The sequence below is a fragment of the Micromonospora sp. C97 genome, from assembly GCF_018070385.1.
Classification (GTDB): domain Bacteria; phylum Actinomycetota; class Actinomycetes; order Mycobacteriales; family Micromonosporaceae; genus Micromonospora; species Micromonospora parva.
The window spans coordinates 661,235-675,641 of sequence record NZ_JAGPXU010000002.1; the positions used below are offsets into that span (position 1 = coordinate 661,235).

General features: G+C 72.0%; 9 protein-coding genes and 1 rRNA gene. 4 read left to right on the plus strand and 6 right to left on the minus strand.

The window, feature by feature from the left end; all coding sequences use genetic code 11:
- Window positions 1-59: 59 nt before the first annotated feature.
- Window positions 60-1,238: a glycosyltransferase family 4 protein gene (locus KBX26_RS06285; protein WP_156057253.1), complete on the plus strand. Its 1,179-nt coding sequence runs from the start codon at window positions 60-62 to the stop codon at window positions 1,236-1,238.
- Here the strand turns inward: KBX26_RS06285 and KBX26_RS06290 are convergent.
- From KBX26_RS06290 to KBX26_RS06300, 3 genes are read right to left on the minus strand one after another with little or no spacing between them, the layout of a single operon-like run.
- Window positions 1,223-1,417: a hypothetical protein gene (locus KBX26_RS06290; RefSeq protein ID WP_030328187.1), complete on the minus strand. Its 195-nt coding sequence runs from the start codon at window positions 1,415-1,417 to the stop codon at window positions 1,223-1,225. The two genes, KBX26_RS06285 and KBX26_RS06290, sit on opposite strands and share 16 nt — an antisense overlap.
- A 35-nt stretch (window positions 1,418-1,452) precedes the next feature.
- Window positions 1,453-3,162 carry a hypothetical protein gene (locus tag KBX26_RS06295; protein ID WP_210864913.1) on the minus strand — a complete coding sequence of 570 codons (1,710 nt, stop codon included), beginning with the start codon at window positions 3,160-3,162 and terminating at the stop codon, window positions 1,453-1,455.
- On the minus strand, window positions 3,163-5,040 hold the full coding sequence (locus KBX26_RS06300) for a hypothetical protein (RefSeq protein WP_374224220.1): 1,878 nt from the start codon (window positions 5,038-5,040) through the stop codon (window positions 3,163-3,165). It abuts the gene before it with no gap.
- Window positions 5,041-5,207: 167 nt separating this feature from the next.
- Here KBX26_RS06300 and KBX26_RS06305 point away from each other — a divergent pair, with 167 nt between their 5' ends.
- Both KBX26_RS06305 and KBX26_RS06310 read left to right on the plus strand, forming a co-directional pair.
- Window positions 5,208-9,620, plus strand: coding sequence for an alpha-(1->3)-arabinofuranosyltransferase (locus KBX26_RS06305; protein WP_210864914.1), 4,413 nt, complete (start codon window positions 5,208-5,210; stop codon window positions 9,618-9,620).
- Window positions 9,617-10,867, plus strand: coding sequence for a lipopolysaccharide biosynthesis protein (locus KBX26_RS06310; RefSeq protein WP_374224216.1), 1,251 nt, complete (start codon window positions 9,617-9,619; stop codon window positions 10,865-10,867). Before KBX26_RS06305 ends, KBX26_RS06310 begins: the two co-directional genes overlap by 4 nt.
- On the opposite strand, the gene nudC is transcribed toward KBX26_RS06310, so the two are convergent.
- Window positions 10,864-11,781, minus strand: a complete 918-nt coding sequence (gene nudC, locus KBX26_RS06315; protein WP_210864915.1) for an NAD(+) diphosphatase — start codon at window positions 11,779-11,781, stop codon at window positions 10,864-10,866. The genes KBX26_RS06310 and nudC overlap by 4 nt on opposite strands.
- A 182-nt stretch (window positions 11,782-11,963) precedes the next feature.
- Between nudC and KBX26_RS06320 the strand changes: the two genes are divergently transcribed.
- The gene (locus tag KBX26_RS06320) at window positions 11,964-13,784 is read left to right on the plus strand and encodes a VanW family protein (protein ID WP_210862884.1); all 1,821 of its coding nucleotides are present in this window, start codon (window positions 11,964-11,966) and stop codon (window positions 13,782-13,784) included.
- 32 nt (window positions 13,785-13,816) lie between these two features.
- Here the strand turns inward: KBX26_RS06320 and KBX26_RS06325 are convergent, their stop codons facing one another.
- Together KBX26_RS06325 and rrf are read right to left on the minus strand one after the other, a co-directional pair.
- Window positions 13,817-14,080 (minus strand): hypothetical protein, encoded by a 264-nt coding sequence (locus KBX26_RS06325; protein ID WP_210864916.1) that lies wholly within the window; start codon window positions 14,078-14,080, stop codon window positions 13,817-13,819.
- A gap of 206 nt (window positions 14,081-14,286) precedes the next feature.
- Window positions 14,287-14,403: ribosomal RNA gene (gene rrf / locus KBX26_RS06330) — 5S ribosomal RNA — on the minus strand.
- Between the last annotated feature and the right edge of the window lie 4 nt (window positions 14,404-14,407).

Consider the following 14,407-nt stretch of genomic DNA (forward strand, 5'->3'; position numbering starts at 1 on the left):
GTGTGACGCGCGTCCCTAAATTACTTGAGAGTAGGGTTCGCGTGGAGCGTCGCTTCGGCATGCCCGGACACGTGCTGTTCCTCAACTGGCGAGACACCCGCAACCCCGAGGGTGGCGGGTCCGAGGTGTACGTGGAACGGATCGCCGCCGAGTTGGTGGCGCGCGGTTTCCGCGCGACCCTCTTCTGCGCCGCCCACAGCGAGGCACCCGGCGACGAGGTCAACGAGGCAGGCGTTCGGCTGGTGCGGCGCGGCGGCAGACACACCGTCTACCTCTGGGCGGCGCTCAGCTACCTGGCCGGCGCGCTGGGCGTGGGCCCGCTGTCGAGCCGTCGGGGCGGCCGGCCCGACATCCTGGTCGACGTCTGCAACGGGTTGCCGTTCCTCTCCCCGCTGTGGGCACGGCGCCCGGTGGTCAAGCTGATCCACCACGTGCATCGCGAGCAGTGGCCGGTGGTCCTTCCGAAATGGGCCGCCCGGTTCGGCTGGTGGGTCGAGTCGTCGCTGGCTGTGCGCGTCTACCGGCGGTGCCGGTACGTCACCGTCTCCGAGGCCACCCGCAGCGAGCTGGCCGTGCTGGGCGTACCGCCGGAGCAGGTCGCCGTGGTGCACAACGGCACCCCGGCGCTGCCCCGCACCGACGCCGAGCGGGCGCCGTTCCCGCTGCTCGTGACGCTGAATCGGCTGGTGCCACACAAGCGGGTCGAGGTGGCGTTGCGGGCGGTCGCGGCCCTCGCCGACGAGTTGCCCCAGCTGCGGCTGGTCGTCGCCGGCCAGGGCTGGTGGGAGTCGCACCTGCGTGAACTCGCCGCGGAGCTGGACATCACCGAGCGGGTGGACTTCCGGGGCTTCGTGACGGAGGAGGAAAAAGCCGCTCTGCTCGCCTCGGCCTGGGTCGCCCTGACCCCGTCACTCAAGGAGGGCTGGGGCCTGACGATTGTCGAGGCGGGTTCCGCCGGCACGCCAACGGTTGCGTTCCGGGAAGCGGGTGGGGTCGCCGAAGCTGTCGTCGACGGGCGTACCGGCCTGCTGGCCGACGACATCGACGACTACCTGGCGAAGGTGCGCACGCTCCTACGCGAGGACGACATGCGGCGAGAGATGGGGGCGCAGGCCCGGGAGCACGCGGCGAGCTTCACCTGGCAGGTCGCGGGTGGGCGCTTCGCGGACCTGCTGAGCGGGGTGGAGTCGCCCCGCCCAGTGCAGCAGCGGGGCGAGCCGTCCTACCTGTCGCCGTAGACCTCGGGGGCGTACGGGTCCTTCTTTCCGGCACGCTTGGCCGCTTCCGAAACACTCTTGGCCTCGTTGGCCGCCTCTTTGTCGGTGGCGGTCGCGGCGGCCGAGAGCCCGCCGAGGGCCAGGATCCCCAGCAACGCCGCCACCATGCCGGAGACGACCAGGGTCAGAGCTCTACGCATGCCAATCCTCCAATGGCGAGACGTGCGAGCGGACGTTACCACGCGGTAGGACGCCGGTGTAGTGCCGAAATGGCGGCCGCCATGACCACCAGAAGGGCAGCGCCGAGCGCCATCACGACGGCCCACGCACCACGTCCAGGGGCGTCCGATTCCGGAGGAACAGCCGGGTTTCGGTAGAGAGTGAGAAACGGTCCCTCGTGGACGACTTCGAGATCACGAAGGGTCGCCGGGTCGACCTCGCTGGGCCCTTGGTGCTGCACGACCACCCAGCGCACACCGGTGGCCGAGACGGGCCGCCCCTCGGCCAGCACCCGGCGCACCTCGCGGAGCCGTGGGTTCTCCCCGGCCACCGCGACGTCGCCGACCCGGAGCGTGTCGTCGGTCAGCACCGTCCCCGGCAGATAGCGCGGCGCCGGATCCAGGACGATACGTCCCGGGTTCCATGGGTAGGCCCGGTAGGCGGACAGCGGCAGCGCGAGGATCTCCCCCGGCTCGCCGGCCACCCGCTCGGCCACCGCCTGCCAGTCCGCCGGATAGCTCACCGGACGAAGCCGACCGGCACCGCCGAAGGCAAGGTCCGGCATGACGGCCACCGGCAGGAGCAGCAGGCCGACCAGAACCACCCCCGCCACCTCCCGGTCGATCCTGGCCACCAGCCGCTCGGCTCCCAACGCGGCACACACCACCAGCAGCAGGGCGTACGGGGCCAGGAATTTCTGGCCGTCTCGAAGCAGCCCCGCACCCGGCAGATGCACCACCGCCCAGCGCAACACGGCGGCCCCACCGGGGAGCACCCCGAGGGCAGCGAGAAGACAGGCGATCCCGGCGAGCAGCGCCAGCCGCACCGCCACACCCGGGGGCACCCGGCGCCGCAGCAGGCCGGCACCGACACCGGCCAGGACCAGCAGGAGCAGGGTCGCCAGCGGTACCAGCGGCGCAGCGCGACTGGCGGGGGTCGCCTGTGCGCTCCAGACGCCACCCGTACCCGCGAGCGCCACCAGCGGACCGGCCCAGTTCTCCGAACGCGCCGCGAACGCCGCCACCCCCGCCGGATCGGATGACCCGCCAGCGCCGGTGACCAGGGCCGCGGTCACCCAGGGGGCGTTGAGTAACGCGACGCCGCCCACCACGAGCGCCGACCGGCGAAGGCGCGTCCGGTCCGGCACCAGCAGGGCCACAGTGCCCAACGCGATCAACCCACCGGTCGGGGTGATCGCGGCGGGAGCCGCGGCGAGCACCACCCGGGCGAGCGCGCCGTCACGACCCGCCCGCAGGTCCAGCGCCGCCCGGATCAACCAGGGCAGCGCGGCGTACGCGAGCAGCAGCCCCCACTGTCCGATCAGCAACCGCTCGGCCAGGTAGGGCGTCCACGCGTACGCCACCGCGGCGAGCAACCGGACCGCGAGCCGTTCCGTCGGCACCAGACGGCCGGCACCGACCGCGGCCAGGAGAACCGCTCCACCGAGCGCCACCCGCTGCACCGCCCAGCCCGGCACGAGCTGGGTGACCAGGGACATCAGTGCGTCCATCGGCACCGCCCGGGGCAGAGTCTGCGCAGGGGCGACGAGATCCCAACTCAGCGGCTGCCGGGGTACGAACACCATGTCGTACAGCAGCGCGTATCCCGGTGCCGCGAGCGGGGCCAGCACCAGCACCGTGACAGCCGCCGCAACGGCGTACAGCGGCAACGTGTCCCGCGCCCGCCGCACCGGTGGGGCCCCGACGCCGGTGGTCTGCTCAACCATTCACAGTGCCGGCACCGCGCGGCCGACGGTGATCAGTTGGGTGCACACCCGGACCCCCGAGGTGCTCACGGTGACCTCGACGGCGTCCCCAGCCCCCTCCAGCAGGAAGAACACGTCGTTCAGCCCGCGCTTCAGGGTGATTACCCGGACCGCGTCCCCGAGACGGAAGAGTGCCGTCGAGTCGCCCGAACTGACATAGCCGAAATGGACCGCGTACGGCCACTCCTCCAGGTACCCGTCCAACGGGATCCGGGCGGGTACGCCACCCTCCGCCAGGTGCCCGCAGTTGGGCACCGTCCCGGGCACGACCTTCCGCCCCTGAACCACTACCGGACGGATCCGGCCGAAGTCGTCGAACATGAACGGCTTCTCGGCCTCCTCCACGAAGGTGGGCCGCCGCTCGGCCGGGCGGAAGAAGTGCGACTGGAGATTGTCTGGCCAGAAGTAGCCGGCGATGACGCGGTCCGGGACGGTGGTCTCCAGGAAGACGGTGCCCGGCGCGGCGGCGGCAAGCTCGATCTGCGTCGTCGCGAGGTAGTCCCGTCCGTACTTGGTGCTCCAGTTGTCCCCGAAACGGGCCGTGCTCCACAGCGTGCCCACCCCGATGGTGGCCAGGACGACGATTATCGAGACCAGACCGACCGCGAAGGCACCCGGCTCCCGCAGAACGGTCGGCAGCGGCCACGCGGACACGTCGTCCTCATCGGCGTCCTTCGTCCCCAACAGGGCCGCGCCGACACAGATCGCGGCGACCAGCACCACGTCGGCGACGTACCGGGGAATGATGCCCACGAACGAGCCGAGCGGCCCACCGAGGCGGGTCACGGCGAAGAGCGCGGCGACCAGCCCGAGGTAGCACGCGAGCAGCAACCAGGCCCGCCGGGCCGACGGGCGCCGCCGCGCGGTGACCACGATGAGAGCCCCCAGCACCGCCCACGACAGCCACTTGGCGATGTCGTACGGGTTCACGGCCGGCGGACCGTCACCGGCGTACGCCCAACGCCAGGGTCCGCCGAGCAGACCCGGAACGACGGTTTCGCCGACCAGGTCACCGAGGAATTTGAGGACCTGACCGACGGATGTGGGTTCGTCCAACTCGCGGGCGGGACGGGTCAGATAGAACGCCAGGTACGCCCCCGAGAGCGCACCGAGCACCAGCCACGCCGGCCAGTGCCGGCGGACCGTCGTCACCAGGCTGCGCCAGGGGCCGCCCGACGTGAAGAGGAAGACGGTCAGCAGGAACAGCAGCGGCACGATCAGCAGGGACTTGGTGTCGAAGAGCAGGCCGAACACCACCCACAGGACAACCACCACGAGGTGTCGCAGCCGACCGGTCCGCACGTACCAGACCTGGGCCGTCGCCGCCATGACCAGGGCCAACTGCATCGGCATCACGAGCAGCCCGACCAACCACAGCGAGGAGACCTCAAGCGTCAGCGGGCTGAACACGAACAGGCACAGCGGGATGAGCAGCCCCCAGCCTGGTCGGAGCAGATCGCGCAGCAACCGGTAGACGGCGAACCCGATCGCCGCCTGGCCGACCGCCAGCAGCAGCACCCAGGGCCAGGTGACAAAGCCCGCCACCCGCACCATCGCCCACGCCACCAGCAGGCCGCCGGGCATGAGGTGGTTGTTGAAGGTACGCAGGAGGAAGTCCGCGTCCAACCGGGTGTCGAGGACCTGGGCGGCGATGACGAACTCGTCCTGCGAGAACCAGCCACGGGTGGCAAGGCCGGCGCGCCAGGCGACGGACACGACGATGAGGGCGATCGCCACCGCGCGGACGCGGTCGGCACGGACCCATCGGCCGATCGGCCCCGGCCGGTCACCGTCGGACGTGACGCCTTCCGGATGCGTCTCGGCCTCAGCTTCTGGCATTGACATGGTCGGCAGCCTGCCACACGCTTACACGCCGTGGGGACGGCCGTTCTCCCGATAACGCCACCGCAGCGCCCCTGGTCGCCCGTCCGTGCCCGGTCCGGATAACGTCGCGCGACAGTAGTCGGCTGCAGGTGCGCGTCCGGCCGGTGAAGACAGGAGCCGAAATGCGTGCAGAGGTGACCGGTGGCGCCGCTCCGGTGTCCAGTCGAAGCCGGCACACGGCCCGACGGTTCCGGCACCTGGTCATCTGCATCGCGCTGACCGCCCTCGCCTTTCAGCAGGCCCCGGGCCAGGTCGTCCCCGACACCAAGATCGACCTGAGTGTCAACCCGGCCGGCTGGCTGCTCCGCTCGCTGCACCTCTGGGACCCCAACGGCACGTTCGGTCAGCTACAGAACCAGGCGTACGGATATCTCTGGCCGATGGGCCCGTTCTTCCTGCTCGGATCGGAACTCGGCATCGCGCCGTGGGTGGTCCAGCGGCTGTGGTGGGCGCTGATCTTCTGTGTCGCCTACCTGGGAGTGGTACGGCTGGCGGGCAGGCTGGGTATCGGCACGCCCGCCGGACGCATGATCGCCGGTGTCGCCTTCGCGCTGTCACCCCGCATCCTCACCCAACTCGGCTACGCCTCGGTCGAGTCCTGGCCCAGCGCCATCGCCCCCTGGGTGCTCATCCCGCTGGTGGGCCTCGCCGGCGGCACCCCGCTGCGGCGCGCCGTCGCCGGGTCGGCCGTAGCCGTCGCCTGCGCCGGCGGAGTCAACGCCACAGCCGTGGCCGCGGTGGTGCCACTCGCCCTGCTCTGGCTCGCCACCCTCCAGCCCGTACGCCGCCGCGTCACCGCCATCGCCGCGTGGTGTGGCGCGGTGGCGCTGGCCACGGCGTGGTGGTTGGTTCCGCTGCTCGTTCTGGGCCGGTACAGCCCACCCTTCCTGGACTACATCGAGACCGCCCGGAACACGACCAGCGTCACCGACGCGGTGACGACCCTCCGCGGCGCCTCCTACTGGCTCGCCTACCTCGCCACCCCGTTCGGGCCGATCCTTCCGGCCGGCGCACGACTCGCCAACGAGGCGCTACTGGTCGCCGCCACCCTGGTGGTCGCGGCCCTCGGTGTCCTCGGGCTGTCCCGACGCGGGATGCCGCACCGCCGGTTCCTCATCACCGGTCTGGTGCTGGGCGCCGCGCTCGTCGGTCTCGGGCACGTCGGTGACCTGCCGAACATCCTCGCCGGCCCGCAGCGGGAGTTCCTCGACGGCGTCGGTGCCCCCCTGCGTAACGTGCACAAGTTCGACGTTCTGCTCCGCCTGCCCCTGGCCCTGGGTATGGCGCACCTGATCGGCCTGGCCATCCGCGCGGCACGCACCGCGCCCGAGCAGCACCGCCCACGAACTGTCGCACGCGCCTGGCTCACAGCCGGTGTGGCCATGGTCGCCGTCACGGCGGTTGCCACGCCCGCGCTCGCCGGCGGTCTCGCCACGCCAGGCGGCGTCAAGGCGGTGCCCGGCTACTGGCACGAGGCCACCGACTGGCTCGACGCGAACACCGGGCGCGGGCGGGTACTCGTCGTACCCGGGGCGCGCTTCCCCTCGTACGACTGGGGCAACACCACCGATGAGATCGCCCAGCCGCTGCTGAACAGCCGGTGGGCGGTACGCAACTCCATCCCCTTCACCCCACCGACCACGATCCGGCTGCTGGACGCGATCGAGTCGACACTCGCCACCGGCGCCGGGTCGGCGGGCCTGGCCGACCTGCTCGCCCGGTCCGGGATCAGCCACGTCCTGTTCCGCGCCGACCTGGACCACGGCCGCTCGGACACGGCCCGCCCGGCTGTGGTCCGCCAGGCACTGGACCGCTCACCCGGATTGACCCGCGTCACCTCCTTCGGCCCCCTGCGCGGCGGGCCCTCGTCCCCGGACGAGTTCCGCGACCAGGGGCTCGACGTGCCCGTGCGAGCGTTGGAGGTCTACCGGGTCGACCGGCCGGTCGAGCCGGTTGTCGCGTACGACCGTGACGCCGTGACCACAGTTGTGGGCGGCCCCGAGTCGCTCCTCGACCTCGCCGCGGCAGGGCAGCTCGGCACGGCGCCGACGGTCCTGGCCGGCGATGCGACGGCGGCCGGCATCGCCGGGCCGGTCGCGATGACCGACGGGCTGCGCAGGCGCGACGTGTCGTTCGGCCGCTCGCGCGACAACGCCTCACAGACTCTCACCGCCGACGACACCTTCGAGGTGACAGCGCCCGCCCACGACTACCTGCCCGAGTGGGGGGCGCAGCAGTCCACCGTCGCCCGTTTCGAGGGCATCAGCGCGATCCGCGCGTCGACCGCCCGCTCGCAGGTTGACTCCCCCGGCGGTGCCCGCCCCGAGCACCAGCCGTACGCGGCGATGGATGGCAATCCGGAAACGTCCTGGCAGTCCGCGCCGTACTCGCCCAGCGACCGTCAGTGGGTCGAGGTGGGCCTCGCCAACCCGACCCGGGTCACCCGGGTCGAGGTCTGGTTCGACCTGAAGGCCGACGCCCTGCCCACGACGGTGACCGTCGCCGCCGGGTACGAGAGCCGCACCGTCGAACAGTTCAGCGATCACATGGTCTTCGAGCTGCCCGGCGTCCACGCCACCCGCACGGTCAAGATCTCGATCGACGACGCGTACGACCTCCGCTCGTTCGGCAACGGGTCGGTCGGCCTCGCCGAGATCACGATTCCCGGCGTCCAGACGAGCCGGACCCTTGTCCTTCCCGCCGCACCGGCCACCGACCGGCCGGCGACCGTCGTCGTGTCGGCGCCGCCCACCACCCCGGCCTGCTTCACCGTCGACGGCCACCCCCACTGTTCCACCGACGCCGTCCGCGGTTCCGAGGACGCCTCCAGCATCGACCGGACCCTCACCCTGCCCGCCGCCGGGGCTTACGAGGCCAAGCTGTGGGCGCGGCCGACGGCCGGCCCGGACCTGGACAACACTCTCGACAAGCTGGTGGCCGACGCACAGCCACTGCGCCTCGCGGCGCAGGTCAGCGCCTCCTCGACGGCCGTTCCCGACCCGACAGGTCGGGCCGGCGCGGCACTCGACGGGGACCCGACCACCAGTTGGTCACCGGCGGTCAGCGACGAGGCACCGATCCTGCGCCTCAAGTGGCTCAAGCCGCAGACCATCACCGGACTCCGGTTCTCCGTGGACGACGAGGCGGCCGCCACCCGCCTCGGCAGTGTGCGGGTGGTCGGTGACGACGGTTTCCGAAGCAGCCTGCTCGGCGACGACGGGCTCCTTCGCCTGGACCCGCCGATGCGGACCGACGAGATCACCATCCAGTTCCTCGACAAGCCGGCCGCCACCAGCACGGACCCGTACAAGCTGCGGTTGCCGGAGAAGCTGCCCGTCGCGGTCGGCGAGGTGACAGTGCTGCCCGGAGCGTCAACGGTCAAACCGCGCCCCGACGCACCAGTGACGCTGGCCTGCGGGTCGGGTCCGACGCTGCGGATCGGCGCGTCCCGGGTGACCACCACGCTCCGCGGGACACTCCGCGACCTGCTGGAACTGCGCGAGATGGCGGTGACACCGTGCGGGCGGGACACGCCCCGACAGCTCGACCTGGGCCGCGGGGAGCACCGCATCGTGACCACACCGAGCAAGCTCGCCTCGCCCACTCGGGTCGCCCTGGTGCCGCGTACGCCCACGCCGACCCCTGCGGCGGTCGCCAGCGCCATCGAGGTCGGCTCCTGGACGGCCACCGAGCGGCGGGTACGGGTGGCCGACCACCCCGTCGACCGCGTACTCGCCGTTCGGGAGAACACCAACACCGGCTGGGAGGCGACCATCGGCGGGCGGACGCTGAAGCCGCTGGTGGTGGACGGATGGCAGCAGGGCTGGATTCTTCCCGCTGGCACCTCCGGGGAGGTGGTACTCCGCTTCGCCCCGGACACGACGTACCGGGCGGGCCTTCTGCTCGGCGGCGTCCTGCTGGCGGCGGTGGTCCTCCTCGCGGTGCTGCCCGCCCGCCAGCCCACCGGGCGAACCTCGACGAGCGCCCTACCGCGTGGCAGACGCCGGGTCACCCGCTCACTGCCACTGCTGGCGGTCGGGGCCGGCGCGTTGGTGCTGTGGAGCGGCCTCATCGGCGGCCTGCTGGTCGCCGCCGGATTCATGCTGGCGGTGCCCGGGCCACGCCGCCTGCCCTGGTCGGCTGACCCACGTCGGGCCAGGACGATCAGCCGGGCCGTGGAGACCTGGCTGCCGGGAGCGCTCCTGGTGCTCGCCGGGTGGCTCTACCTGAATTCGACGCAACGCGACACCGACGCCCTGCTGCAACTCACGACCGTCGTCGCCCTGGGTGCTCTCTGGCTCTCCACCGCCGCCCGCCGACGACCCGTACGCCGGACCACGCCGACCGCCGTGACCTCGGCCGTTGCGGCGACTGCGCTGGTCGCGGAGGAGTCGAAACCGGACGCGGCGAAGCCCGACCAGACCGAGCCCGACCAGACCGAGCCCGACGCGGCCGAGCCCGACCCGGCGACCGGCCCGGACCAGGCGACCGGCCCGGCCGACGGGCAGCGTCCGACCTTCTCGGAGATCACGTGAGCCTTCGGCGACCCGTCCGTCCGAAGGCGACAGAGCGGACGGCGGAGACGGAGGAGCCGGGCCGACGGAACAACGGTCTCGGTGCGGCCGGGATCAGCGTCACGGTGGCCGGCGTACTCGTCAACGGCCTGGCGTACGTGGTGCCGGTGCTGGCCGCCCGGCGGCTCGACCCGGCCGACCTCAGCGCGCTCGCCGCCGCCCTCGGTCTGGTGGCCATCGCCGGTGTGCCCGGGCTCGGTCTGCAACTGGCCGTCGCCGTGCACCACGCCCGACACGGGTCCTCCGACACTCGACGGCTCACCGCGATCACCGCTGCCGTCTGCGCGGGGGCCCTCATCGCGGCGACGCCACTGCTGGTCACCGCCCTGGACCTCCCGGTCGAGATGCCCGCACTGCTGGCGGTCAGCACAGCGGCGATCGTGCTCTCCTCCCGGTCCCTCGGCGAGTTGCAGGGTGGCCAGCGCTTCGTACGACTCGCCATCGGGATGGCAGTGCTCGCCGCCGGCCGCTACGGCGGCGTGATCGCCGGACTGCTGCTCGGCGCGGGACCGACCGGCGCGCTGGCGGCCGGCGCGCTGACCGCCGCGCTCGCCCCGCCGGTGCTGGCCCGACTCGCCCGCGAGCCCGGACGACAGTCCGACGTCCCACGGCTGGCCGTCGCTCAGATTGTCGCCGGCTGCGGTGCGACGCTGGCGATGCTCGTCGTCTCCTACGCCGATCTGCTGCTGGCCCGGCAACTGCTGCCCCCGTCGGATGCCGGGGCGTACTCGGTCGGCACCGTGCTGAGCAAGGGCGCGCTCTGGGCGCCGCAGGTCGCCGCCGTCCTCGCCCTACCGCGGCTGGCTCGCGGTGACCGGCGCAGCCGAACGGTTGCGCTCGCGGTGACCGGCGGATGCGGCCTGGTCCTGGTGCTCGCCTCGGCGCTCGCCGGAGGGCTCGCCTTCCGCCTCGCCGGTGGGCCCGACTACGACCACCTCGGCCGGTACGCGCCCCTCTTCGCGGCGGTCGGCGCCCTCTACGCGGTGACGTTCGTGCTGCTCAACGACCGGCTCGCGGCCGGCACGCGGTGGGCGGCGACGCCGTTGTGGGTGGGCATTGCCGGCCTGGTGGCCGTCACCGCGACGCTGCGGCCGCACACCGTCCCCGGTCTCCTTCTCGCCGCCCTGGGCACGGCTGTCGTCGTCACCGCCATCATGGCGGTGGCGGCCCGTCGGCCAGCCCGGGCACCGGTGGGCGAGCCCGACTAACCCTCCGCGAGCCAGTCCGCCAGGAGGCGGTGGTCGATCGCGTCCACCCGACCGAGCTGACGACCCGAGGCCACCCGGTCCCGCAGCTCCGCCCGCGTGAACCAGCGCGCCTCCAGCAGTTCCTCGCCGTCGACGCGTACCTCGTCGGACGTGGCGGTGGCCCGGAAGCCCACCATCAGGCCGGCGGGGAACGGCCACGCCTGCGACCCCTGGTAGGTCACGTCGGTGACGGTCACGCCCGCCTCCTCGGCCATCTCCCGACGGACCGCGTCCTCCAGGCTCTCGCCGACCTCGACGAAACCGGCGAGCGTCGAGTACGCGTCCTCGGCCGCGCCCGCGTGCCGGGCCAGCAGACACCGCCCGGGCGGACCGGGTGCCTCGACCAACACGATGATCGCCGGCTCGATCCGGGGAAACAGCAGACGCCCGCACTCCGCGCCGGTGCAGGTCCGCAGGTGCCCGCCGCCGCCGGTGACGGCCGCCGCGCCGCACGTCCCGCAGAATCGCTGCTGCCGGTGCCAGTGCAACAAACCCCTGGCGTACGCCTGGACGGCCGCGTGACCGGGTTCGAGTCGCCCGACCAGGGCCCGCACGTCGACGGACCGCACCGCACCGGCCAGTTCGACGGCGGACCGCTCGGGCAGGTCGGAGAGGTCTGCGGCGAACACGGCGGTCTCCGCGTCCAGCCCCAGGAAGACGGTCTCGGCGGCGGCGGATCGGACCAGCGCCGCGCGCTCCGCGCTGAGCCGAACCGGCCCGTCGCCGTCGACGAGACAGCGGTCCCGCCATATGGCCAGCAGCACCGTGGTCGGCTCGGCGAACAGCTCGCTCAACCGCGTCGGATCGGTGCGCAACGGGCCTGCCCGGTCCAGCCAGCCGCCCCCGTACGCCAACACCCGCTCCGCAGTGCCCACCCGGTCACCGTGCCACGTCGGTGATCCGCCCCCGGCACCGCCCCCGGCTCGGTGCGACACGCCGTACGACACGCGGTGGCAGCGCCTGGTGGGCGCAGCCACGAGGACGGCTGGGCATTCGTTACCGTAGGTGGCTCCGGGAGGGAAGGACCTCCCGCGGCACCCTGGCGATCGAGGTTGCAGTGACGCTGTACGGCGAAAGCAGTCCACCTGTCGACGACCGGCCCACCGTGCAGGTCACCGCCGTCACCTGGCCGGACGATGGACCTGAGCCGGTCACGACAGCCGCTCCCGGCGAACCCGACAACGGCCCGCGCCGGTCACGCCGGGTGCGGATGCTGCTCGCCGCCGGCATCACCGGTGGTGTCCTCGCCGCCGTGGCGGGCGCCGGCGCCTGGGCGTACGCCGGTGACGTTCCCCGTGGCACCAGCGTGCTCGGCACCGAACTGGGCGGCCGGAGCCGCGCGGACGCCGACCGGGAGTTGCGGGCGGAGCTGGACCGGCGGGCGGCGACGCTGGCCACACCGCTGAAGGTGACCGTCGACGGGCGTACCGCCGAGATCAAACCGGCCGACGTGGGGCTGGCCGTCGACGTGCCGGCGACCGTCGCGGCGGCGGCTGAGGCCGACGCGCACCCGGTCAGCCGGCTGGTCGGCTCCCGCACCGTCGAGCCGGTGGTGACGGTCGACGTGGGCCGGTTGGACGACGCGCTCCGCAAGGTGCTCGGCGACCAGGCCCAGGGGATGACGATGCCGGCGATCACCTATCAGGGCACCACCCCGAAGGTGGTGCAGCCCAAGCCCGGGCTGGCCTTGAACCCGGAACGCTCCGCCGAGGTGGTCCGCGCCGGCTGGCTGGCCGGCGAGCCGGTCACCGTGCCCCTGGTGGAGACCCACCCGGCCACCACCCCGGAGGAGTTGGATCGGCTGGTCAACGAGCTGGCGAAGCCTGCGGTGGCCGCACCGGTCACCCTGCGCACCAGCAAGGGCTCGGTGACGGTCCCGCCCGCCGCCATCGCGAAGAGCCTGCGGTTCAACGCCGACAAGACCGGCAAGCTGACCCCCACGGTGGACGTCAAGCGCCTGCGCACCGCGCTCGGCGAGAAGTTGGCCGCCATCGAGGTGCCGCCGAAGGACGCCACGATGACGATTGCCGGCGGCCGGCCCACCGTGAAGGACGGACAGTCCGGGCAGCAGCTGGACACGGCGGCGCTCAGTCGGGACCTGCTCGCCGTGCTGCCAAAGGCAGACGGTCGCGAGGTGACCGGAGAGCTGAAGCCGACGCCGCCGCAGCTGACCGCGGAGAAGCTCGCCGGCCTGGGCATCAAGGAGCGGGTCTCCACCTTCACCACCCGGTTCACCGGCGGCATGGCCTCGTCGCGCAGCCAGAACATCGCCACGATCGCGAAGAAGGTGGACGGCACCGTCGTGCTGCCCGGGAAGACGTTCTCGCTCAACGGTCACACCGGGGAACGCGGCTACGCGCAGGGCTACCGGGACGCACCGGTCATCCTCGACGGCAAGTTGGTGCCGGGGGTCGGTGGTGGCACCTCGCAGTTCACCACCACGCTGTTCAACGCGACCTACTACGCCGGCTTGGAGGACGTCGAGCACAAGCCGCACTCGTACTGGTTCGACAGGTACCCGGCGGTCATCGAGTCGACCATCTTCTGGCCCAACCTGGACTTCAAGTTCCGCAACAACACCGAGTACGGCGTCCTCATCGACACGTCGTACACGTCCAGCTCGGTCACCGTGTCGATCTGGAGCACGAAGATCTACGACAGTGTGAAGACGGAGTACGGCCCGCGCCGCAACATCACGACGCCGAAGCAGATCCACCTGACCCCCGGGCCCTCGTGCATCGAGACCAACGGCATCAACGGCTTCACCCAGGACGCCTTCCGGGTCATCAAGAAGGGCGGCGTGGTGGTCAAGCGGGAGAAGTTCACCTGGCGCTACGACGCGGAACCCCGTTACGTCTGCGGCCCGAAGACGTCCTGAGGTCCACTTCCAGGTCGGCCTTTTTCCTGAAGTCACAGGTGTGGGTCAGCTCGGCGGCGTTGCCGCCGGGCCCCATCGCGCCTCCCACCCTGTGGCGGCATCGGCACCGTGCGGCTCTCCTGCACCCGGATCTCGGCCCGGAAGCGGTGCGCCGCCGGGTGCCACATCTCCTCGAACGGGCCCATGACCTCGCCCCCAATGCCACGACGACGGACCCGGGATGCGAGCCACCACAGGGTGCTCAGGACCGCGGCCACGCAGCCCGCGAACACCACGAATATCAGGACCTCGTCCACAGACCGAGCCTATCCGTGGGCACCCGGCCCAGGGGCGGACGCAAGATCGCGCAATATCCTGGTTGTCGTGGTGCCCGCACACCACCAAAGCCACTACATCCTGGATCGAGCGCGACCGTGACGCTCAAGGACGGTCCACCCGTTCCCGTTGGCGGCTGAGACGCAGAAAAGGCCACCCCGTGAGGGGTGGCCTTTTCTGAAAGATTGTCCGGCGGCGTCCTACTCTCCCACACCCTCACGAGTGCAGTACCATCGGCGCTGGAGGGCTTAGCTTCCGGGTTCGGAATGTAACCGGGCGTTTCCCCTCCGCCATGACCGCCGTAACTC

Excerpts from the sequence above, each read along its gene's own strand:
- KBX26_RS06295 (WP_210864913.1), bottom strand. The coding sequence starts at position 3,162 with ATGGTTGAGCAGACCACCGGCGTCGGGGCCCCACCGGTGCGGCGGGCG.
- KBX26_RS06290 (WP_030328187.1), bottom strand. The coding sequence starts at position 1,417 with ATGCGTAGAGCTCTGACCCTGGTCGTCTCCGGCATGGTGGCGGCGTTG.
- KBX26_RS06285 (WP_156057253.1), top strand. The coding sequence starts at position 60 with ATGCCCGGACACGTGCTGTTCCTCAACTGGCGAGACACCCGCAACCCC.
- KBX26_RS06300 (WP_374224220.1), bottom strand. The coding sequence starts at position 5,040 with ATGCCAGAAGCTGAGGCCGAGACGCATCCGGAAGGCGTCACGTCCGAC.
- KBX26_RS06305 (WP_210864914.1), top strand. The coding sequence starts at position 5,208 with ATGCGTGCAGAGGTGACCGGTGGCGCCGCTCCGGTGTCCAGTCGAAGC.